This window comes from Rhodopirellula baltica SH 1, from assembly GCF_000196115.1.
In the GTDB taxonomy this organism is placed as follows: domain Bacteria; phylum Planctomycetota; class Planctomycetia; order Pirellulales; family Pirellulaceae; genus Rhodopirellula; species Rhodopirellula baltica.
Genome location: NC_005027.1, coordinates 1,382,589 through 1,404,326, shown reverse-complemented (window position 1 = coordinate 1,404,326; position 21,738 = coordinate 1,382,589). Strand labels below are relative to the sequence as shown.

Sequence of the window (21,738 nt, the reverse complement as noted above, 5' to 3'; positions counted from 1 at the left end):
GAAAGGCAATGGCTCGCCAAAGCAGCCATATACCCAATCAACCTGGCTCACTTCCTCATGCGAGAATGCCTTGAACCACTTGGGCTGGTTTGACGCCGGTCAGCTTTTGATCCAGACCTTGGAACGGATAGACAAGGCTCTGATGGTCAAACCCGAGCAAATGCAACAACGTCGCGTGGAAGTCTCGCAGATGAACCGGATCAACTGCCGCGGTGTAGCCCACTTCGTCTGATTCGCCATACGTCACTCCTTTTTTGACACCGCCGCCAGCCATCCACAGCGTGAATGCGGACGGGTTGTGATCCCGACCGACGAAGGTCATCTCGGTCCCGCCACGGTTCTCACGCATCGGCGTGCGGCCGAATTCGCCGCTCCAAATCACGAGCGTGTCCTCGAGCATTCCGTTGGCCTTCAAATCGGCAAGCAACGCAGCGGTGGGCTGGTCGACTTGTTTGCACTTGTCTTTGAAGCCTTCGTTTAGCGCTTCGTCTTTTCCGGCACCGTGCGAGTCCCAACCCCAGTCGTAAAGCTGAATGAACCGAACGCCTTGCTGAGCCAATCGTCGGGCGAGCAAACAGTTGTTGGCGAATGATTCCTTGCCGGGCTCGGCACCGTAGCTGTCCAGGACGTGTTGTGGTTCCTTGGAAATATCCATCGCATCGGGCACCGCCGATTGCATTCGAAACGCCATCTCGTACTGGGCAATTCGAGTGATGGTCTCGGGGTCCCCAAACGTTTCGTGAGAAGTTTGATTGAGACGATTGAGCGAATCCAACATCGCTCGTCGGGCTTCTCGAGTCGTGCCCTGCGGGTCGGAAATATTCAACACCGGATCGCCTTTGGATCGACACTGGACGCCCTGGTAAACCGAAGGCAAGAATCCGGAACTCCACAGGGCTTTGCCAACTCGAGGCAACCGACCGCCCGACAACAACACCATGTAGCCGGGAAGATCTTCGTTCTCGCTGCCCAATCCCCACGTGACCCAAGATCCGATCGATGGATTGCCCATCCGAGTTTGCCCGGTGTGGACCATCAGTTGCGCAGGCCCATGATTGAATTGATCTGTCTGCATCGATTTGATGAAACAGATGTCGTCGACCTGTTTTGCCAAATGTGGCATCCGATCGGAAACCCAAGCTCCCGACTCACCGTGTTGCTCGAACGGATACTGCGGCCCCAGCATTTTGGGCGTGCCTTGGATGAACGCGAAACGCTTGCCCTCCAAAAAGGATTGCGGGCAATCTTTGCCATCGAGTCGTTTCAGTTCCGGTTTGTAGTCGAACAACTCCAGTTGGCTGGGGGCGCCAATCATGTGCAGGAAAATGACACGCTTGACCTTCGCCGGTAGCGGCGGCTTGATCGGGCTGAGCGGATTCGTTGGTGAATGCTGAGGGACCACGACGTTTCGCGCCGATGCCTGGTTCTGCTGCATCGCCATCCAAATCGCGCCCAGACCCAACGTGGAATCACGCAGGAAGTGTCGACGCGTCGAGTGTTGCAACGAGCCAGCGTAGAGCTCCGATGCTAGCGATTTCCGCGAAGCGTTATTCGTTGAATGCATGGTTTGGAAGTCAATCATTTCATCAAGACCTCATCGAGGTTCAAAAGCACATTGGCAACCATCGCCAGGGGATCGCCGGTATTCAATTGGCCAAGTTGTTGATGCAGTCCGACCAATTCATCAAGTTCGCCACCGGAAGGCTCTCGGCACGCTACACGAACAAAACCCAACCGGATTTGTTCCGAAGGATCGTCGGACAACGTTCTCATGTGAGCGGCGAAGGCATTGGCACACTCCGCGAAAGTTTGATCGTTGAGCGTCATCAGGGCTTGGACCGGAGTGTTGGACCGTAGCCTGCGAGGCGTGCAAAATTCTCGCGACGGAGCGTCAAAGGCCGCGAACATGGGGAACGGAATGCTGCGTTTGGTGTAGGTATAAAGCGAACGTCGATAGCGATTCCCGTCATCAACCTTCGCAGTATTCCATTTGTCCCAAGATGCAAACGGAGTCCAAACACCGTCGGGGATGGGTGGATGAACCGGCGGCCCGTGCATCTTGTCGCTCAACAATCCAGAGATCGCGAGAGCTTGATCGCGAACGGTCTCGGCATCCAAACGGTGTCGGGGACCACGTGCCAACAACCGATTGGCCGGATCCACGTCCATCAGATCATCTCGAACGACACTGGATTGCCGATAAGTCCGAGACAGCACCATTTCTCGAATAAGCGGTTTGAATTTCCACTGGTGAGTGTCTTTGAAACGCAACGCCAACTCATCGAGCAAAGCCGGGTGCGATGGTGCCTCTCCGGAAGAACCAAAGTCTTCCTCTGTTGCCACCAAGCCAATTCCAAAAAGCTGAGCCCAAACTCGGTTCACCGCGACCCGCGCGGTCAGCGGGTTCTCATCGCTGACCAACCAACGTGCGAGAGCCAACCGCGGCGGTTGATCGCCGGCCGACAAAGGCGGGAAGGCCTGCGGTGTGTCGGGTTGGACTTGCTTGTCCTTCGTCAAAAACAGACCGCGAATGAACACGTGGCTGGGTCGAGCCAAGTGCGACTCTCGTTCGGCCAAAATCGGCACCGTCGTGGTTTCAATCTTGTCGCGTCGAGATTTCAATTCGGCAAGTTCTTTTCGTTGATCCTGCAGGGACTGATCCGTCAACAACGCTTGGAACTCTGGATCGCTCGATACCGCCAAATGCCCTCGACGAGTGACCAACGAGAAAGCGGACAGCAAGTAGATCCGGTGCTTGATCGTGAATTCGATTTGCGATCCCTCGCTGACAGCCAAAGCTTCCTTCAGCAAGAACGCGGCGGAGCGGGGGTAGTGAATGCGTGTGTACGCGGCGAATCCGTGATTCGATTCATCGTTGAGACTGCCGTTGGGATCATGGAACGGATCAGGCTCATCGGAAATCACATCGGCGAATTCGATCGGTGTCGGTTCGCCGCCATCGGCAGGAATTAACTTGGCTTCGACGTGCGAAAGGACAAATCCCCATTCCGAATCGGCAACCGCCTTTTCGGGGTCCAGCGGCATGCCCGTGAAACGGATCGCAGTGAGTGAATCGACGGACTTTGGCAAAGGCGACCGAAGTGTGATGTCCGTGTTTCGAGCTACGGTTCCGACGGTGTGGTATTCGTCATGATCACCGACCGTTTCCACAGCGACTTGCGTGGCCTTGTTGGTCGAAGCCGCCAGGCCGGTCAGCGGTTTCCAACGAGTTTCATCTGAGAGCAGTTCGTACTCCTGAGCCCAAATGTTCCGTTGCAAAGGGCGGATCTGCGAATCGAGCTTGGCCGCTTGATCGTAGTGAGCCGAATCAACCGGCACCTTCAACACCGGCCAATCTTCGTCCAAGTCCGAGTCCGTGGTGTTGTTGAAGAACGCCGCGAATTCGTAGTACTCGTCATGTTCGAACGGGTCATACGGATGGCTGTGGCATTGCACGCATCCAAATGTGACTCCTTGCCAAACCTGCCAAGTCGTGTTGACGCGATCAAGAATCGCCTCGATTCGAAACTCTTCGTCATCGGTCCCGCCCTCTTCGTTCGATTGCGTGAGTCGTTGGGCGGCGGTCGCGACGTAATCTTCAATAGTGGGATCGGGCAACAAGTCGCCCGCGATCTGGCGAATGGTGAATTCGTCATAGGGCATGTCTCGATTGAACGCATCGATCACCCAGTCGCGATACTTCCATGCTTTTCGAGGAGCATCGAGTCCGAGACCCTTCGAATCGGCGTAGCGAATTTGATCCAACCAAACGCTGGCCCATCGTTCGCCGAACTCGGGACGATTCAGTAGCCGATCGACAGCATCTTCGTACGCATGTTCTTGCTGTGCTTCGATCGCCGCCTCGAAGGCGGTCACTTCGTCGGGCGTGGGTGGCAAACCGATCAAGTCCAATGAAGCTCGTCGCAACCAACGCGTTGGAACTTCATCGGCGGCCGGTGAGATGCCATTTTCTTCCAACTTTGCCAAGATAAATCGGTCCGTCGCTTGTCGACACCAATCAACGTTGGCGACATCGGGCACGGCGGGGCGTGCAGGTTTTTCGTACGCCCAGTGCTCGCCCCATTTTGCACCTTGCTCGATCCATCGCCGAATCAGTTGAACTTCGTACTCTGGAAGTGGCGGTCCGTGTTCCGCGGGCGGCATGATCACCGATTCATCGTCGGTCGTGATTCGTTCGATCACGATCGACTCATCAGGATCTCCTGGTTCCACCACCCAACCATCCGGCGGCAGAACCTTGTCGCGATAGACAAACGACAGATCACCTGCCTGCTTCACTCCACCATGACACGCGACGCAGTGAGAGTTAAAAATCGGACGGATGTGTTCGTTGAAATCGATCGTTTCCGGCAAAGCTTCCGCATGGGTGTGCGCTGCATCCTGACCGGAATGTTCGCCCTCGTCACCGTGAGCGACCACGCCGAATCCACTCAGCACGCTGAGCAGGCCAACTGTTTTGATCCAATGAGTCATGAAAGCATCGAAGGAACGGTGAGAGGGAAAAGCGGCCAAACAAAAACCATCCAAGCGAAGCTGCGAAAGTTATGCCAAGATGTCATCAACGACGTTGGACGATTCCACCCCAGTCAATTTGAAATCGAGACCTTGATAGCGGTGGGTGAAACGCTCGTGGTCGATGCCCAACACATGAAGTGCTGTGGCGTGTAAGTCACGTACATGAACCGGATTTTCGACAACGTTGTAACTGAAGTCATCCGTCTGCCCGTATGACGTTCCGGGCTTGATACCAGCCCCGGCCATCCAAATCGTGAAGCAGCGGGGATGGTGATCGCGACCGGCTTCGGGTGAATCCCATTTGCCTTGACCAGCGACTCCGCGTCCGAATTCGCCGCCCCAAATGATCAACGTGTCGTCGAGCAAACCGCGTTGCTTCAAGTCTTTGACCAACGCGGCACTGGGTTGGTCGGTATCAACGCATCGCGAAACGCACCAGGAACTCAGCCGCGAATGGTGGTCCCAATCGGGATGAAACAATTGAATGAACCGCACGTCACGCTCGGCCAAACGCCGAGCCAAAATGCAGTTGGCGGCGTAGCTGCCCGGCCGACGCGAATCGGGACCGTACATTTCAAATGTCTCGTCGGACTCATCACTCAAGTCAGTCAGATCCGGAATGCTGGTTTGCATCCGAAACGCCATCTCATATTGAGCGATACGGGTCTCGATTTCGGGATCCAAAGTTTCAGTGTGGTGCAGACGGTTCATCCCCGCCAATCCGTCCAGCATTTCACGACGCAATTCCCGTGGAAAGCCATCGGGGTCGTTCAAATACAGAACCGGATCCTTTGCACTACGCAGCTTGACGCCCTGATGTTTGGACGGAAGAAACCCGCTGCCCCAATAATGGTCATAAAGAGGTTGATCACTGGGCCGCTTCATTTTTGAAATCAGCACGACGTAATCGGGCAGATTGCTATTCATGCTGCCCAAACCATAGCTCGCCCAGGCACCAAAGCTGGGTCGACCGGGGAGCTGGTGACCGGTCAAGAATTTTGTCATCGCCGGTGCGTGATTGATCTCATCAGTGACCATCGATTTCACAAAGCACAAATCGTCGGAGATTGCACCGATATGCGGTAACCATTCGCCAACCAATCGTCCGCAATCACCGTGGCGGTGAAATTTTGTGATCGCTGGCAGAATCAATTGCTTTTGGTTCTTGGTCATCCCGGTAAGCCGTTGGCCCTGGCGGACACTATCGGGCAGTTCGGTACCGGCCAGCTTTGGCAGCTCTGGTTTGTGATCGAACAACTCAATCTGCGAAGGACCGCCGGATTGGGTCAAGAAGATCACGCGTTTGGCTTTGGGCGCGAAGTGCGGCAGGCTGGACTTCAACTCGCTGGCGGCCAGCTCGTCGCCCAGCATCGCACCCGCGGCGAGAGCACCGAAGTTAAAGCCGGCTTGCGAAAGGAAGCTACGCCGACCGAGCTGCAGATGGGTTTCTTGGTGATGCATTGGATCTTTGAATGAAAGGCGGCGTCTTATGATTGTTTGCCGTGACGTTTGATCTTTGACATGAATGGATTGGTGAAACTCATTCACGCGTCATGGCTTCGTCTAAGTTCAGAATCAAACTGGCGGTCGTCATCCAAGCCGCGGTTTTGGCAGCTACGCTAGCATCGGGCGACTCCATCTGGCCGACGGTGCAAAACTCGATTGCCTGGTCAACGTGATCGCCGTAGTAGTCATCTGTTCGCGTCCAAACCATTCGCAACGCCTCGCATTCGTCGTCGCTGAGCGGGCGAGACAATACTTGGGTGGATAGATAATTTGCTTGATCAGCCCAAGCGGATGCGTCGGATTGCTTCACGAGTGAATCCGCGAATGCTCGGGACGCTTCCAACATGGTCGCGTCATTCATCAACGTCAGTGCATGCAGCGGAGTGTTCGTGCGTCGCACGCCGACTTCGCAAACGCGACGCTGGGCACTATCGAACAGAAACGTCGGTGCACTGCTGCGACGCCAGAACGCGTAGATCGTCCGTCGGTACTGCCTAGAACCGAGGCTAGGTTGATAGTCAAACCGTCCCATGGTGATCTCCGCCCATACGCCCGGCGGTTGATAGGGATACACGGGCGGGCCGCCGACGGTTGGATCGAGCAATCCCGAGACTCGCAATGCATTGTCGCGAATCATCCAAGCAGGCAAACGGAACCGGGGTGCTCGTGCAAGCAAACGGTTTTCGGGGTCGAGTTCCAACAACTCCGGTGAAATGACGCTGCTTTGTCGATACGTTTTACTGGTCGCGATCAGTCGTAGCAGATGCCGCAGATCCCAATCGCTTTCGATCAGTTCCACCGCCAACCAATCAAGCAGTTTTGGATGCGTTGGCAGTTCGCCTTGCAAACCAAAGTCACCCGGCGTTCGCACCAAACCGGCACCAAACATCAATTGCCACATGTGATTGGCCATCACACGAGCGGTCAGTGGGTTCTCGGGATCGACAATCCAATTGGCCAAATCCAAACGAGTGCGAGTCTTCTCGGCGGGCCATTCCAGCACGCTCGGCAGAACGGTTCGTTCAACGACATCGCCTTTCGCATCCCAAACTCCTCGCAACAGCACGTGAGTTTCGCGAGGTTCCTCCCGTTCGCTCAAGACCATCACCTTGCGAGGTTTGGCTTGGTTCTTCAAATCGGCGAGTTGCTTTTGAGCTCGTTTCAATCGTCCGCTGGCGTCTTGGTATTCCAAATCAGCGATTAAGAATTGTTCCAGCAAACGTTTGCGAAGTTCGTCGTCAATTAGTTTGGCATCTGACTCATCGACGGTTTCGTCATCTCGGTGCTTGTTCAATGCTTGAACCAACTCAGCCTTGGGGGAGCCACCATCCACGCGGCGAACGGTTTCGCCAAACTCCGAGCACAACGAAACTCGGAAGCGTCCGATGTTTGCATGGCCGTGAGTGGAACGTTGACGCATCAAAACGACGAATCGATCGCCGGGTTGGACGTCCCATGGTTCGGCAAGCTCATACACACCGACGTGTGGCTGAATATCTTCGGCTCCTTCGGTTGTCCAACCGTCCCGAGCGTCGTCGTTGAGCGTCTTGTTGATTTTCGCGTAACGTTTGTCCCATTCTGTCTTGCGTTCTTCATCTGATTCAAAGTCCGCCTTGGCACGAACAAACTCTAACTGGCTTTCCGAGGGACTGCCATCTCGACGGCCCATCGCCAGAACGCTGGTTAGCGTGAACTCGCCATTTCCGTCACGTGAAAACCGTCCGTCAACATGTGATTCGTGCGGGAAGACTTCGATGCGAACCCCAGTAACACGCGGCATGTCATCAGGTATCTGCATGACCACGCGGTAGTCGTCTTGGACCGGCGTCGGCCCTTTCGTTTGAACGATGCGATCGTCCTGGATGTCGAATTCGGTCCCTTCGCTGCTGTTTAGCTTTGGCGATGGCGTGTGCCACACCGAGTGTTCCGCTGGTGGGTCGATTTGGAATTCGGACAGCCAGGTATCGAAGCGTTCAACAGCTCGCTGTTTTTCGGCGACTTCAGCTTTTACGCACTCCTCAACAAACGTCGCAAACTCTTCGGCTTGAGGATCGACCTTGGGCGACTCGAATTCCAGATACGGTTTGGCTCGCATCCCAGCATTGCCATCTTCATCAATGCTGTTGAAGAACGCTGACAATGAGTAGTAATCGTGGTGCGTGATCGGATCGAACTTGTGCGTGTGACATTGCACACAACCAAGCGTCAGCCCCAACCAAACCGTTCCGGTCGTGTTGACTCGATCGATGACATAGTCGATGCGAGATTCTTCGGGGTCGCGTCCGCCTTCGCCATTGGTCATGTGATTGCGATGAAAACACGTCGCCAGTTTTTGTTCCGCGGTCGCGTCTGGCAACAAGTCACCGGCGAACTGCTCGATCGTGAATTCGTCGAACGGCCGATTGTTGGCGAATTGATCGATCACCCAATCACGCCAAGGCCAGTTTTCGCGAGTGCCGTCTTGTTGGAAACCATCCGAATCGGAATACCGCGCGGCATCGAGCCACCACATAGCCATGCGTTCGGCGTGATGCGGTGATTCGAGGCATTCCTTGACGACGCTCTTCCAGACTTCTTCTCGGGTTTCGTCAGTGGCGTCACTTAGCCGAGCGATCTGGTCGGGTGTCGGCGACATGCCGGTCAAGTCAAACGAAAGCCGGCGAAGCTGTGTGATTGGATCAGCAGGCTGACTGAGTGACAATTCGTTTTCGGCAAGTTTGTCAGCAACGAATGCGTCAATGGGATTTGAGTCGGACTCCTCGCTATCGGACTCAGGAACCTCAGGCCGAGTCAATTTCTCAAAAGACCAATGCTTGCCCCAGGGTGCTCCTTCAGCAATCCATTGTCGAATCGCTTCGCGTTCTTTCTCCGACAACGGTTTACGATGTGAATCTGGAGGCGGCATCAACGTGTCTTCATCGTCAGAAATGATCCGAGACCAAATTTCGCTGTTGTCCAAATCACCAGGCTGAACCGCGGCGTATCCGCCACGATCCTCTTTGGCGGCCGACTCGACATCCAACCGCAGATCCGCCTCACGGTTGCCTTCGTCAGGACCGTGGCAATGAAAGCATCGGTCCGATAAGACCGGCAAAACATCGCGGGAGAAAGAAACGTCATCCGCTTGCAGAGCAGTCACACTGACGAGCGAGGTGATAATCCAACCAAGCGACGTGAGAAGGATGACACAGACCGGATTGCCAAAGAATCGAGAACTCTCCGCGGGTGGATGCGGATGCGATTCAGACAGCTCGGTTGTTTCGAACGAATGCGCACACCCAATCAAGCCAATCGGTGAATCGTTCAAACTTCGAAGATCATGGACGATGAGTTCACTCATTCAATCTGCGTGACCGGATAGGAGACAAATCAGCGACGGGAGGGAGGTCGCTTTGCGAGTTCACTCGCATGATGGCGAGCACTCGACGAAAGGCGGGGCAGCGACGGCAAGGTCGGAACGAATGATCTCGAAGCCGCTGATCTCGAGGCCGCCGCCACCAGTCATTCATTATTGTCAACCGATTCGTCCGTGTCTTGCCGATTCGTTGCATTGATTTGTAAAATCCTCGCATGACAAAAGCACTATCTGACATCAACCACTGGCGAACCGATCTTTTTGACAGCATTGCCAACCCGATGGCCTGTTTGGAGCTGTTCGACTATTTGCCGCAAGTCTATATGTACGTCAAAGCGGCTGACGGACGCTATCTACGGGCCAATCGCGTGGTGTGCCGCGTCGTTGGCGTCGAGGATGAATCGTCGATCATTGGCAAAACCGACCTCGATTTCTTTCCACCGGCAACGGCAACTCAGTACATCGAGGAGGATCGACGTGTGGTCGCTTCGGGCGAGACTTTGACGGATCAAATTTGGCTGGTTCCCGACAGCCGCGGTGTCCCTCAGATCTATTCCTGCAATAAGATTCCGTTGCTCAATCAAGCCGGCGACGTGGTTGCTTTGGCGGGAGTCAAGCGGCCCTACCATGATTCGGATGCCCCCGAGAGCGGACATTTGCGGTTGCTCAAGGTGGTTCAGTTCGTGACACAAAATTATGGCGAACAAATCGCGGTCGCGGACTTGGCACGGGAAGCCAACTTGTCACCCAGCCAGCTGCACCGCGAATTCATTCGGCTGTTTGGAATCACGCCGAACCACTACATCCGCGAAGTCCGAGTTGGTGTCGCCAGACATTTGCTCGAGTCGACACAGGAAGCGATCGGCAGCATTGCCGCCTCCACCGGGTTTTACGACCAAAGCCATCTGACACGGCAATTCAAAGCGTCGACGGGCATCACTCCGACCGAATACCGACGAACCTACAGCCCTCTTGGCTGAAGTCTAACGATCTCGCCCAGCTCGCCGCCCCTTCCCAAATTGAGACGGTCACAAGCAGAAAATGCGACACTTTTGACGACAAGCGTTTCAGGTGAATTCTACCGGGCCTAAGACGAACGCCTCTCGGACATCTGCGGATGGTTCATTTGCTTTCAAATTGGTCGTTCAATGGTCGCACCGACGCCCGTGAGCACTGCAATCCGTGCAATTGCCGGGATTTGCTGGATTTTGAATGGCGGCGTATCGCATTGGCACACAACCTGCAATTCCGATGATCCACCGCAACAAGATTTCCCACCAGACTTTTCTTTGGATCCATCATGGCCACTGTCGATCTGCACTCCTCGGTCAACCGCCAACCTCAATCGCCCCTCAATTGGAGGATGCCGACGAGCGGTGCGGTGCCTCGTATCCGAGTGACTGCATGGTGGACAATGTTGGCGTGCAGCGTCATTGCTTTGGTGACGAGCAGTTACCTGGCGTACACCTCATTCACCTCGTCACCGGTCGCAGGCTGTTCCGGCGGAAGTGTCTTTGATTGCGGGCATGTGTTGCACAGTCGTTGGTCGAAAGTTGCCACCGTGCCGGTCAGCGTCCCAGCGATTCTGACTCACCTGTCCGTCATCTCGTTGCTTTTGTTCCGTCCGATCAGCCTGTTCTGGAAACGAGTTCGCACGGGTGCTCTGGGCGTTGCGGCTCTGACGGCTGGTGGTGCGGCGTTGTGGTTCCTGGGTCTTCAAATCTTCGCACTTGGTCACCTGTGCCCATATTGCATGGTCGCTCATATCGCCGGATTGGTGTTGGCCGGCACGTATCTGTTCAGCCGTCCGACTCATGCTCCATCACTTCGATACGTCGCTCCCGCCGCAGCGGCAGGCTTGGCTGTGTTGATCACGCTGCAAGTCGCCACGGAACCACCACCGACATTTGAAGTGATCGAACACACCGCTCAACCGGCGACCTTCAGTGCTCCTGGAGCAAATGATGGTTCTGAAACATTCGCCGCACCTGGCGTATTCGAAGCACCGGCCGGCGATGCTTCTGCAAAAGGTGAAGTCATCGATGGACTGTTTGCTCCACCCGAATCGGTCAGCAACATCAATGAAGCAAACCGTTTGATCAGCCAAGTCGCTGAATTCGATGCGGCTCGTTTCGCAATGGCAATGGTGAACCCAGCGTCGTTGCTTTCGGCGGAAGTGGACTCCGCATCGGACACTCCAAAGACCGCGGAAATCTTGGGTGGTGTTCGATTGACAACCAAAGATTGGCCGCTCGTTGGAAAGCCAGACGCGGAAATGGTTTTTGTCGAAATGTTCGATTACACATGCCCGCATTGCCAACGGACTCACGAATCACTCAAGGCCGCCGAACAACACTTTGGTGACCGATTGGCCGTCATCATGTTGCCGGTTCCACTTGATGGCCAATGCAATCCTGAGATCAAGAGCACGCACGCTTCGCATCGCGAAGCTTGTGATTTGGCAAAGCTAGCCGTCGCGGTTTGGTTGGTCGACCGAGAAAAGTTTGCCGATTTCCATTCGTTCCTGTTCGAGTCCAAGTCCAACTATTCGCAAGCGTTGTCGCATGCATCGAAGATCGTTGACGAAGCCAAGCTGAAATCGATCGTCAGCGGTCCGACTCCTACCGAGTACATCCAGAAACACGTGCAGCTTTACCAGCGTGCGGGCGCCGGAACGATTCCTAAGTTGTTGTTTCCAAAGACAACCACCGTCGGAGCGGTTGAATCTTCTCAATCAATGATCCGGTTGATCGAACAACACCTGTAAACAAACGTGGTGTTGGTTCCCATCCGGTGGAGCAATCTAAAGCTATCCGGTGCGAGCACAGACTGGGAATGTAAGCCACTCTCGTCATACCGCCGCATCAATTCGTAGGGCGACTTCTGAGACGCAAAGCGGCGGACTCGATGCCTCGTTGGATCGCAACTCGATCTCGATTTGATTCTGCCCCAACAACGGCTTCGGAAGTGGCAGTCGGATTGCTTCGCTGGCGGTTTCAACCTGCATCCCCGCCAGGTCGTTTGTGCCGATCTCCTGTTCATTCAGTCGCACCACAAAACGCTGATTCGGTTCCGGGTCAATTTCGATTGACACCTGATCACCGTCTTCCAATCCAGTGGGGCAATTGAAATGCCGTCGATAGATGGCATGATACTCCGACCGGGTTACCTGCCCGGGCACATCATTGCCCGTAGGAACCTCGGATGCACCCGACGTGTCCGGAACGTCCATGCGTTCCGCTCGATGCACCGACTGGCCATCGCAGAAAATTTCGCGGGTCCAGGGGCGTCGCAATCGAATGCGGTGAGTCATTGAGAACCGGTTCCAAAGAGAAATGAATTGCAAGCCAACGATCGCCCTCGCACGTTTCATCTGACGGTCGCTTACGACGGTACCGAATATTGTGGCTGGCAAGTCCAGCCTGAACAGCGGTCGATTCAATCCGAACTGGAACGCGTCATTCGACCGTTGGCTGGTCGTCCGGTGCGAGTCTTGGGCAGTGGCCGAACTGACGCGGGAGTTCATGCGATCGGGCAGGTAGCTCGATGTGTATTACCGGTTTGGAAGGCCGACACGGTTGCCCTGCAGCGCGCGATCAACAGCAAACTGCCAAACGACATTCGCGTCAAAGCGGTCCGTGAGACTCGCGAACGATTTCATCCCATCGCCGATGCGACGGGAAAGCAGTATCAGTATCTCGTTCAAGTCGGTGGCAGTCGCGATCCATTCGCGAATCGCTTTGTCAATCGCGTTGGTGGTCCGATTGATCATTCGGCAATGCAATCGGCAGCGGCAAAGTTCGTCGGGCGTCACGATTTCAAAGCGTTTCAGGGAACCGGCGCTGAACGACCGTCGACCGTTCGGACAATCCATTCGGCTCGTTGGATTCCTCGCGTTGCCACCGGACCAACCGGAGCGGAACTGGAGGGCGAGCACTGGTGTTTTGAAATCGATGGAGAAGGTTTCCTCTACAACATGGTTCGCAACCTGATGGGCACCATGCTGGAGGTCGGCCGAGGGAAGAAATCGCCTAACTGGATCGATGAGGTCCTGGCCAGCCGCGACCGCAAAATGGCAGGCCCGACCGCGCCGCCTCAAGGGTTGTTCCTTTGCCGAGTCGACTACCCCGACGAAGTGTTTCAGGTGGAAGAACCCGACGTGATCGAATGAGCGGACCCATTCGAAACAATGTTCATCAAAACTTCATCGTCATCGACGATAAACCGCGGGTTTTACGGTCGAAACGAGAGAGTGTGTTCCTTCGCAAAACCGGGTGTCGATTGGTAAACTGACACGACCGGTTCACCTCTCATTGATGCGATGTCTTTATGTCTGCCGAGAGCCCTCCCGCCTCTGCGCCCATCCTAGATGAAGAGTCCCGTGCACTCGTGCGGCGATCCATCGCTGCCGGTGTGGTGACACTGGACGAGATCAAAACAGTCGTTGCTTCTCTGATGACCGACGACACCCGGTTCACTCCGCAGCGTCTCGCCGATGGCATGCAGAACGCAGGTTTGCTGACGCGATGGCAATCCAGCAAGTTGCTTGCCGGCAAGAGCAAAGGCTTCTTTCTAGGTGCCTACAAACTGCTTCGCCCGCTCGGCAAAGGCGGCATGGGGATGGTCTATCTGGGTGAACACAGTGTCATGAAGCGTCAGATGGCGCTGAAGATCTTGAACTCAGACTCCAGCCGTGACGAACGCCGAATTCAACGCTTTCAAGAAGAGGCTCGTGCATCGGCCCAACTTGACCATCCAAACATTGTTCGCGCGTACGACTTCAATCAGTCCAACGGCAAACTCTACATCGTGATGGAATACATCGACGGGATCGATTTGCATCAAGTCGTCGCTCGCGATGGCGTGATGTCGATCGCCGCCGCGATTGATGCGATGTATCAAGCCACCGGCGGATTGGCTCACGCTCACGAGCGAGGAATCATTCACCGCGATATCAAACCGTCCAACTTGATGTTGCGATCCGATGGCGTGGTGAAGGTCAGCGACATGGGTCTGGCTCGCATCGGATGGTCGGAAGGTTCGGGCGATACCGGCAAACGTCGGCTGACCGGAACAGCCGACTTTGTCGCACCGGAACAGGCTCTCAACAGTCACAGCGTCGATGCCAGAGCGGACATCTATTCGCTCGGATGCACGTTGTTCTTTCTGCTGACCGGTCGTCCACCGTACAAAGGTGACACAGTGGCACAACGACTGGCTAAACATCAGACCGCCCCCGTGCCCGACGTTCGCAAGCTGCGTCCGGATTGCCCCGCACCACTGGCAAGTTTGCTGACTCGGATGATGGCCAAGAAACCCGCCGATCGTCCGCCATCTGCCGTGGATTTGATCGGCCAATTCGATCGCATCCGCCGCTCGGCCGGACTGAAACAGAAGAACCATCAACCGCTCGCCGCGATCGCGTCGACATCGGACACGACCGACGAAGGTCAACTCTATCAAGCGACGATGGATGACCAGTCGATTTTCAATGGCTCAGATGCTGACGAAACGTGGCAGGATTCGAGCGAGTTTGATTTCAGCACGCTGCCCGATATCGGTGTCGCGACCACACCAAGTGCATTCCCCAGATCAACGTCTGGATTGTCTAGCCCACCGCCGCCGCGTGCTGGCCTGGCATCAAACAATCATTCATCCACCGGATCCAATTCCAATCAAAATCAGACGTTGATGCTGGGGATGGGGTTGGCGATCGCTGTTATCGCCCTGATGACAGTGCTGGGGATGGCCGTTTACACGATCGCGAAACCGGATGCGCCGGCGGCACCGAAAATTAAAGCCACCGAGAGTGGCAAAGAGATCGTCATCATCAACGGCGGTTGAAACCCCGGCAATATTGACTTGTTTTTGTTATGATCAAAACCGCAGTAGCGGGGCGGCCCATTGGTGGTCGGACCGGATCCCTCCCTCCGATGCACAACCGACAGAATCTGGTGACCGATAGCTCCGCACAATTGATTTTGGCAACCGGCAGCCGGGCCGGTATGGTCGCGGAGATTCGATCGGGGTACTACATGATCGGTCGCGATCGCGTTTGCCAAATCCGGCCGAAGAGCCGCTCGGTGAGTCGAAAACACTGCTTGCTGCACTGGGAAACGCCGGCCGATTCCGAGCCACGGTTCCGAATCTTCGATCTCGACAGTTCCGCGGGAACGCGAGTCAACGGAACCCGCATTCCAAGTCGGACCTGGATCGAACTCGTCGACGGCGCAGAATTGAGATGCGGCAAAATCGCATTTGGATTGGTGATCGAGTCGCAAGAAAATGCGGCACGCAAGCACATCGCCGCCATCGACCCAAGAGAAGACACGGTGGTGAACGAACGCGGATTTGACACCGCGTCCGGCTTCGAAGACGAAGATGACGCGAAGCGGGCAAACCGAGACCATTCGGCGAGACAAGCCAATTCAACTCGGGCGGTCTCCGAGTCGCCCACCGTTTCGTTGCTGCAAGGAGAAGCATGGCAGGAAGTCGACATCGCGTCGTTTTTGGAAGCCGAAGACACCGTCGCTCGCGAAGCACGCTACGACGATATTCGCGCCAAAACCTCCAATCCTGAACCATCACGTCCTGATTCAGAATTCTTCGACCACGACGAAGAATTTATCGACGACGATGCGGCGGAACCGCCCGATCAAACGTCATCAGGTAGAGGCGCCGCCACAAACAAACGCGGCTCGGGATCGCCCCCCTCTGCAAAAGTAAAAGGTGCAGCCACAACGAGCATTCTGAACCGAGTCGACTGGGACAAGGTGAAGATCTACGCCGCCTTTGCGATGACGATCGCCGTCTTCGTCTTCGGCGGGTACCAAGCGATGCAGTTTTGGCAGGGTCCGGAAGTTCGAATCGTTGACGGAATCGACTGACCAGGCCTCAAGCGGATGCACTGATCGCAACTATACTGCTCCGCAACATGCCATCCGATCGAACCTCTAACGACTCATCTTCCACAGGTGACTCCAGCATTCTGAGCGATCGGTCTGGGGCGTCAGACGACCGCGTGGCAACAGTTGGCACTGCCGAGACCATCGCCAGTCAGTCCAATTGCGGCGAGCCAATGGTTGGCGATTGCTCCGTGTCTCCGGCAAACGCGGACGCTGGATTGACCAGCTCCGGCGAGGCTGTCCCCGGTCCGGCAATCGCCGATCAGGCTCCTTCCGACAATGATGCCGGCAACGCTGCTCCCCCGAGCAAGTTCGCCAAAGCGTTTTCGTTTGCCCAGACAGTCGGCTTTGCCTTTGGAATCGTGGCGTTGCAGATGGGCCAAGGCATCTTGTTGGCCCGACTGCTCGGACCGGTCGGCCGAGGCGAATACGCGACGACCGTTCTGTATGTGCAGATGCTGCTCTACATCGGTTTGTTCGGCGGCGTGGAAGTCATCTGCCGTTACGCCGCCGATCGGACGGTTGAGACGATCAAACTTCGACGGGCGGCGATGTGGTTGGGCTTGACCACCGGCGTCGTGACGACCGGATTGGTTGTGCTCTGCAATGTGATCGCGTTGCCCGACGAGAAAGCCTATCTGATGTCGCTGGGTTGCTTGTGCGCGTTCAGCGTTATCGGCCAACACGTGATGCTGATCATGACCGCGGTCGATCGCGGGGCAGGTGACTTCTCGAAGTACAACGTGCGTCGATTCGTTTCCGCCGCCGCGTTTCCCGCATTGCTGCTGGTTGCTGCCTTCGTGACCGACGTGACGCTGAATTTGGCTTGCGTGTTGTTCGTCATCGCATCGGCAATCTCAATGGCCGCCTGTGTGATCGGACTCCCCAAACTAGCCACGGGCAACAGCGAACCGCCTGTCAAACAACTTTTGAAAGAAAGCCGCCCCTACGGCGTTTCCATGTTGGCGACGGACCTTTCCGAGCGATTGGATTGTTGCTCGTGATGTGGTTGGTTCCACTTCTAACGCAGGGCTTTTACGCAGCGATGGTTCCTGTCGTCTATCCGTTGACGGTGATTCCTAACACGCTGGGCATTTACTTGTTCAATACCGCGGCGGATCGCAGCAAACGACTGCGAACATCGGACGTGCACCGAATTCTTGGTGGCTCCATCGCGATTCAAACCGTTTCCACCATCGCCTTCATCATCTTGATCGGACCGTTGGTGAAGCTCGTTTATGGCGAAGAATTTGCACCCGCCATTGTGTTCGCTTGGTGGCTCGCACCGGTGTCCGCGATCAAAGGCATCTTGCAAGGGTTGGACAGCTACGTCAAAGGCCGAGGCAAACCGCTCGCGCCGATCCGATGCCGCATCGTTGCTTCCGTCGTCATGCTGGGATTGACCGCCGCGTTCGTCGGATCCTACGGGGCGATCGCGATCGCGGTGGCTGCTTTGGTCGGACAAGTCATCTGTTTGGTATGGCTGTCCGCGATCGTCTACGCCGACGTTCGCGAACAAAACGCGGTGATCGAATAGTTCACCGCACCGAACGCGGATCGAGTTCCGTCTCGATTGAATGCTTCTTTACTGAGGAAGGCGTGAACACTAAAAGACGATCTTAGCGGTGCGGCGCAAGCCGCCCGGTGAGGAACCTGAGGCTCGTGTCCTTCCACCACATCACTTGTCGCTCACCTGTACCTTGGGCCGACGCTGTTCCAACCAGTCCATCTTTGGCACGCGATCCGGTGACTGCTTTGCCCACTCAGGTTCGGGGAACCAACGCAAACCGCTGTATCGCGGATAGGTTTCCCAAATGTCACCGCCATCCGGACCTGACACTCGCGGATCGTTTGTCTTGGTCAAGTAATCATTCAAACGCTTGCTCAAGCCGGCTTTGATCTCTGCGAAATCAGGTTTGGCCGACAGATCGTTCAAACAAGCGGGATCTGATTGGATGTCGTAAAGTTCATCTGCAGGTCGCTTGGCAACCGCCGACTGCAAATACTTGGCGAGCTCCGCGTCGTCGCGGTTTTCGACCAAGAACGACAACGAAGGCGAACCATCGATGTCGTGATAGCCTTCGTGCATCGGCCCCAACTCTTTGGCCAAGACGACATTGGTTTTCGGGTAACTTCCCGCACCAAATTTCTGGGGTGCACCAGCCGGCCAACGTTCCGGACGGAAGTTGCGGATATAGAGGTATTGGTCCGTTCGGATGCATCGTTGAGGATACCCGAGCGATTCATACCGCACCGAAGAATGCCTTTCGCGGCCGGAGAAAACAGCGTCACGAGTCGGCTCGACGATTCCGTCTTGGTCGGACCGAAGCAGCTCGACCAAACTGCGACCACTCAGCGGTGTCTTCTCAGGCGGTTGGACCTCGGTCGCGTCGTAGATGGTCACCGTCACGTCGATCAAATTCACCAGGTCATCGACCACGCGTCCACCCTTCGCGCCGCTCGGCCAACTGATCGCCAGAGGCATGTGGATGCCATATTCATAAACGTTTGCTTTGGCCCGCGGAAACGCCATGCCGTTGTCGCTGGTCACGATCACGATCGTGTTGTCGAGCTCTCCCGCTTTTTCAAGCGAATCAAGCATTCGGCCTAAATGCTGGTCAAACCACTGGATCTCGAAACAGTAGTCCAGGATGTCGCTTCGAATCTCGGGCGTGTCGGGCAAGAAAGCGGGCACAACGACCTTGGACGGATCCAGCCCATTTTTCAGCCCGATGCCTTTCTCGAACACACGATGCGGTTCATGACATCCGAACCAAAAGCTGAAAGGCTTGTCGTCCGGCCGGGCCTTCAAAAACTCGTCAAAATTGGCTGCGTAATCGTTGCCGCTGATTCCGCCGGGAGCCTTCGACTTCTTTGACGAAAACGATGGCCCGGCAGGGTTCCTCGAACGATCGCTGATTTTCCAGTTTCCCGGCCCCCAACCTTTGCCGGTGTACCCAACGAAGTAGCCCGCGTTCTCAAGCCGGTCCTGATAGACCTCGTACTTGCTCGCAAAGGAACTGGCATGAGTCCCGGCGTGTTCGATCTGCCAAATATTGCGTCCGGTCAAGAATGCAGCACGCATGGGGCTGCATCCTGGCGAGGGTGTGAAGGCGTTGTTGAACAAGACTCCCGTCTTTGCAACGCGATCAAAGGCCGGCGTTTGAATCGCTTGATATCCGTACGCCGACGTGTGCGGGAAGGACTGGTCGTCCGATATCGCCACCAACACATTGGGACGATCCGCCGAGAACAGATTCACGCAACAAAGCGTGAGAACAAACAACAATGCGAGATGAATCCGGACCAAGTGAACATTCCTTCCGCGAGGTGAATTGACTGCGAAGGGAAGATATTAGCTGAGCCGGTGATGCTTTGCTTGCTACGGCTGAAGTTGAACTTGTCGTAAATCCGATCCAGTTGGCACTCCGGCCAACATGGCTTGCAACTTCATCGTTGCGGGCAATTCGCCAGCAACCTCTTCGCCGGGAGGACTGCCCCAGAACCAACGTTCGCCATCCTCATTCGCGATTTCGAGCTGAACGATCGGGTTTTGCCGCAAATCGCCATGCACCCCGATGCTTTTCAATTTCAGCTCGATGCGATGGGGTGCAAGCAATCGAGCCAACAACGCGGCGGAATGAACTCGGGTGTCACCAAAAGGCGAACCTAGCCCGCCGGTGTGATAAGCACCTGGAACAATGATGTGCAGATAGTGATCGGTTTCGGAGGGTGCAAAGTCGCTGGGCAACAAAGTGCCTTCGCCATCAACCACCAAAAAACCAGGTCCGGTTTTGGGATCATCAACGTAGACCATGGCAACGGGCAATCGATAATTCAAACGCACGTCGAGTCGGCCGTTTGCTTTCTTTCGCACGCCGACAACACGCTGCACCCACGGGTGACTCGCAAACGCAGAAGCCACTTTTGCGGACACTTGCTTGTCCAGCAGCGACATGTCCTTCATCGCGGTTTCGGTGTAGACAACATCAACGATGTCCGTCCGCACGTATTCCGGTGGCGACGTCACAGAAATCTTTTGGGGATCGATCCCGTGATAAGTCACCGCGACGTACTTGGCTCCCCAAGTTTGCCAGGCGGCGTAGCCAACGACCAACAGGATCGCGGGCCACAGGATCGACAAAACCGCTGGCGCGGCGATCATTCCGCGGACCCATCCCACCATCGTGGATGGTTGTTCCACTTCCAGTCCGCGCTTGCGCCGGATCAATCGTGGTCGTTTTTCGGACGGGGGCGACTCGGTCATCCGAGTACGGTTACCAAATTTGCAGATTCAACTGCAAGTCGATCCCGGTTTGCATCAAGACTTGTTCGCGTACCCGCCCGATCAGTTTCACGCATTGATCGCTGGTCGCGTTTTCGTGGGCGATCAAGTAGTGCGGTGCCGCCGAATCGAGCGACACGTCGCCCTCACGAATTCCCGCCAGTCCGGTGCTATTGATCAACTCGCACGCCGAAATGGAATCGGGATCGATGAACGGCATTGCGATGCGATTGGATTCCGATGGACGGCGCTGGCCACGATGGATCCACAACTTTTGCATGCGTTTCGTGAGTGCCGAAACGTCCTTGGGTTCCAAGTTAAACGTGACGGACAGAACCACGGTTCCCATCAAAGTGGATTGACGGTGAGCGAACCCGGCTTCGTCGCCCGTGAGCGTTTTGCGTTTGCCTTCTTCATCGATGATCTCAATCGACTCCACGACCGATCCGATGTCGCGACCTTCCGCTGAGACGTTCCCGACGACGGCTGCTCCGATACTGCCAGGGATTCCGACCAAGTGTTCCAGTCCGCCCAATCCTTCACCGACCGTTTTGATCACCGCGTGAGTCAGCTTGGCTCCCGCACCGGCGACTAGTTTTTGGCCCTGGATTTCCAGCCCACTGGTCGCGGGAGCGGACAACTTGATGACCAACCCATCAAATCCGGCTTCTCGAACCAGCACGTTGCTGCCTTGTCCAAGGACACGCAGAGCCAACTGCTTTTCGCGAGCGGCGGTGTAAAGTTTTTCGATCTGATCGATTTCGACCGGTTCGGCTAGGAAGCGTGCGGGGCCGCCAATGCCCAACCACAACGTTTCACGCAGTGGTTGGTTTTCGCGGACCACATGCAGCAGGTCTTCGGGGAAATATTCGGTAAGCGATTCAGAGGGAGCAGAGGACACGTCGTTCATTTGCCGGTGCGAGTTTCGAAAGCCACCACCTCCAGGCGGCGGGACGCTGGACGCCAGTTTCGCAGTCCGAAGCAAAATTGGCAATCTGGATTCGATCAGCCCACCGGCGAACAACAAATCTAGTGGATTCTCCAGTCATCGAGGTCGTGCAGTTTCTAAGCTGTTGAATTGCCACACGTATGTCATCACCCTCCTTTTGGGAGGGTGAAGTCAGACTACACGACCTCCATCGACGCAGGGA

Annotated in this window: 15 protein-coding genes; 7 read left to right on the top strand and 8 right to left on the bottom strand. The window is 55.7% G+C overall.

What is annotated here, in order from left to right:
* Positions 1 to 55: 55 nt before the first annotated feature.
* From RB_RS05325 to RB_RS05310, 4 genes are all read right to left on the bottom strand, one after another.
* On the bottom strand, positions 56 to 1,582 hold the full coding sequence (locus tag RB_RS05325; protein ID WP_011118989.1) for a DUF1501 domain-containing protein: 1,527 nt from the start codon (positions 1,580 to 1,582) through the stop codon (positions 56 to 58).
* Positions 1,579 to 4,548 carry a PSD1 and planctomycete cytochrome C domain-containing protein gene (locus RB_RS05320; protein WP_011118988.1) on the bottom strand — a complete coding sequence of 990 codons (2,970 nt, stop codon included), beginning with the start codon at positions 4,546 to 4,548 and terminating at the stop codon, positions 1,579 to 1,581. The genes RB_RS05325 and RB_RS05320 overlap by 4 nt, the downstream gene beginning before the upstream one ends.
* A gap of 15 nt (positions 4,549 to 4,563) precedes the next feature.
* Positions 4,564 to 5,997, bottom strand: coding sequence for a DUF1501 domain-containing protein (locus RB_RS05315; RefSeq protein ID WP_164921559.1), 1,434 nt, complete (start codon positions 5,995 to 5,997; stop codon positions 4,564 to 4,566).
* Positions 5,998 to 6,076: 79 nt separating this feature from the next.
* Entirely contained in the window at positions 6,077 to 9,382 is a 3,306-nt protein-coding gene (locus RB_RS05310) for a PSD1 and planctomycete cytochrome C domain-containing protein (RefSeq protein WP_011118986.1), read from the bottom strand.
* 230 nt (positions 9,383 to 9,612) lie between these two features.
* On the opposite strand from RB_RS05310, the gene RB_RS05305 reads away from it, so the two are divergent.
* Positions 9,613 to 10,377 (top strand): AraC family transcriptional regulator, encoded by a 765-nt coding sequence (locus RB_RS05305; RefSeq protein ID WP_011118984.1) that lies wholly within the window; start codon positions 9,613 to 9,615, stop codon positions 10,375 to 10,377.
* Between the two features lie 434 nt (positions 10,378 to 10,811).
* Entirely contained in the window at positions 10,812 to 12,164 is a 1,353-nt protein-coding gene (locus RB_RS05300) for a vitamin K epoxide reductase family protein (protein ID WP_164922727.1), read from the top strand.
* Between the two features lie 84 nt (positions 12,165 to 12,248).
* On the opposite strand, the gene RB_RS05295 is transcribed toward RB_RS05300, so the two are convergent.
* Complete coding sequence (locus RB_RS05295) at positions 12,249 to 12,710, bottom strand: hypothetical protein (protein ID WP_164921558.1); 462 nt, start codon at positions 12,708 to 12,710, stop codon at positions 12,249 to 12,251.
* A gap of 27 nt (positions 12,711 to 12,737) precedes the next feature.
* Here RB_RS05295 and truA point away from each other — a divergent pair, with 27 nt between their 5' ends.
* From truA to RB_RS27995, 5 genes are all read left to right on the top strand, one after another.
* Positions 12,738 to 13,568 carry a tRNA pseudouridine(38-40) synthase TruA gene (gene truA, locus RB_RS05290; RefSeq protein WP_011118979.1) on the top strand — a complete coding sequence of 277 codons (831 nt, stop codon included), beginning with the start codon at positions 12,738 to 12,740 and terminating at the stop codon, positions 13,566 to 13,568.
* 218 nt (positions 13,569 to 13,786) lie between these two features.
* The gene (locus RB_RS05285; protein WP_164922726.1) at positions 13,787 to 15,241 is read left to right on the top strand and encodes a serine/threonine protein kinase; all 1,455 of its coding nucleotides are present in this window, start codon (positions 13,787 to 13,789) and stop codon (positions 15,239 to 15,241) included.
* A 110-nt stretch (positions 15,242 to 15,351) separates the two neighbouring features.
* The gene (locus RB_RS05280; protein WP_231846240.1) at positions 15,352 to 16,284 is read left to right on the top strand and encodes an FHA domain-containing protein; all 933 of its coding nucleotides are present in this window, start codon (positions 15,352 to 15,354) and stop codon (positions 16,282 to 16,284) included.
* A gap of 47 nt (positions 16,285 to 16,331) precedes the next feature.
* Positions 16,332 to 17,306 carry a lipopolysaccharide biosynthesis protein gene (locus RB_RS28000; RefSeq protein WP_011118976.1) on the top strand — a complete coding sequence of 325 codons (975 nt, stop codon included), beginning with the start codon at positions 16,332 to 16,334 and terminating at the stop codon, positions 17,304 to 17,306.
* The gene (locus tag RB_RS27995) at positions 17,303 to 17,839 is read left to right on the top strand and encodes a lipopolysaccharide biosynthesis protein (protein WP_231846239.1); all 537 of its coding nucleotides are present in this window, start codon (positions 17,303 to 17,305) and stop codon (positions 17,837 to 17,839) included. The genes RB_RS28000 and RB_RS27995 overlap by 4 nt, the downstream gene beginning before the upstream one ends.
* Positions 17,840 to 17,980: 141 nt before the next feature.
* On the opposite strand, the gene RB_RS05270 is transcribed toward RB_RS27995, so the two are convergent.
* From RB_RS05270 to RB_RS05260, 3 genes are all read right to left on the bottom strand, one after another.
* Entirely contained in the window at positions 17,981 to 19,612 is a 1,632-nt protein-coding gene (locus RB_RS05270; protein WP_011118973.1) for a sulfatase family protein, read from the bottom strand.
* Positions 19,613 to 19,684: 72 nt separating this feature from the next.
* A complete protein-coding gene (locus tag RB_RS05265; RefSeq protein WP_011118972.1) occupies positions 19,685 to 20,569 on the bottom strand; it encodes a cell division protein FtsQ/DivIB in 885 nt (294 codons plus the stop codon).
* Between the two features lie 10 nt (positions 20,570 to 20,579).
* Positions 20,580 to 21,614 (bottom strand): UDP-N-acetylmuramate dehydrogenase, encoded by a 1,035-nt coding sequence (locus RB_RS05260; RefSeq protein WP_007324328.1) that lies wholly within the window; start codon positions 21,612 to 21,614, stop codon positions 20,580 to 20,582.
* Between the last annotated feature and the right edge of the window lie 124 nt (positions 21,615 to 21,738).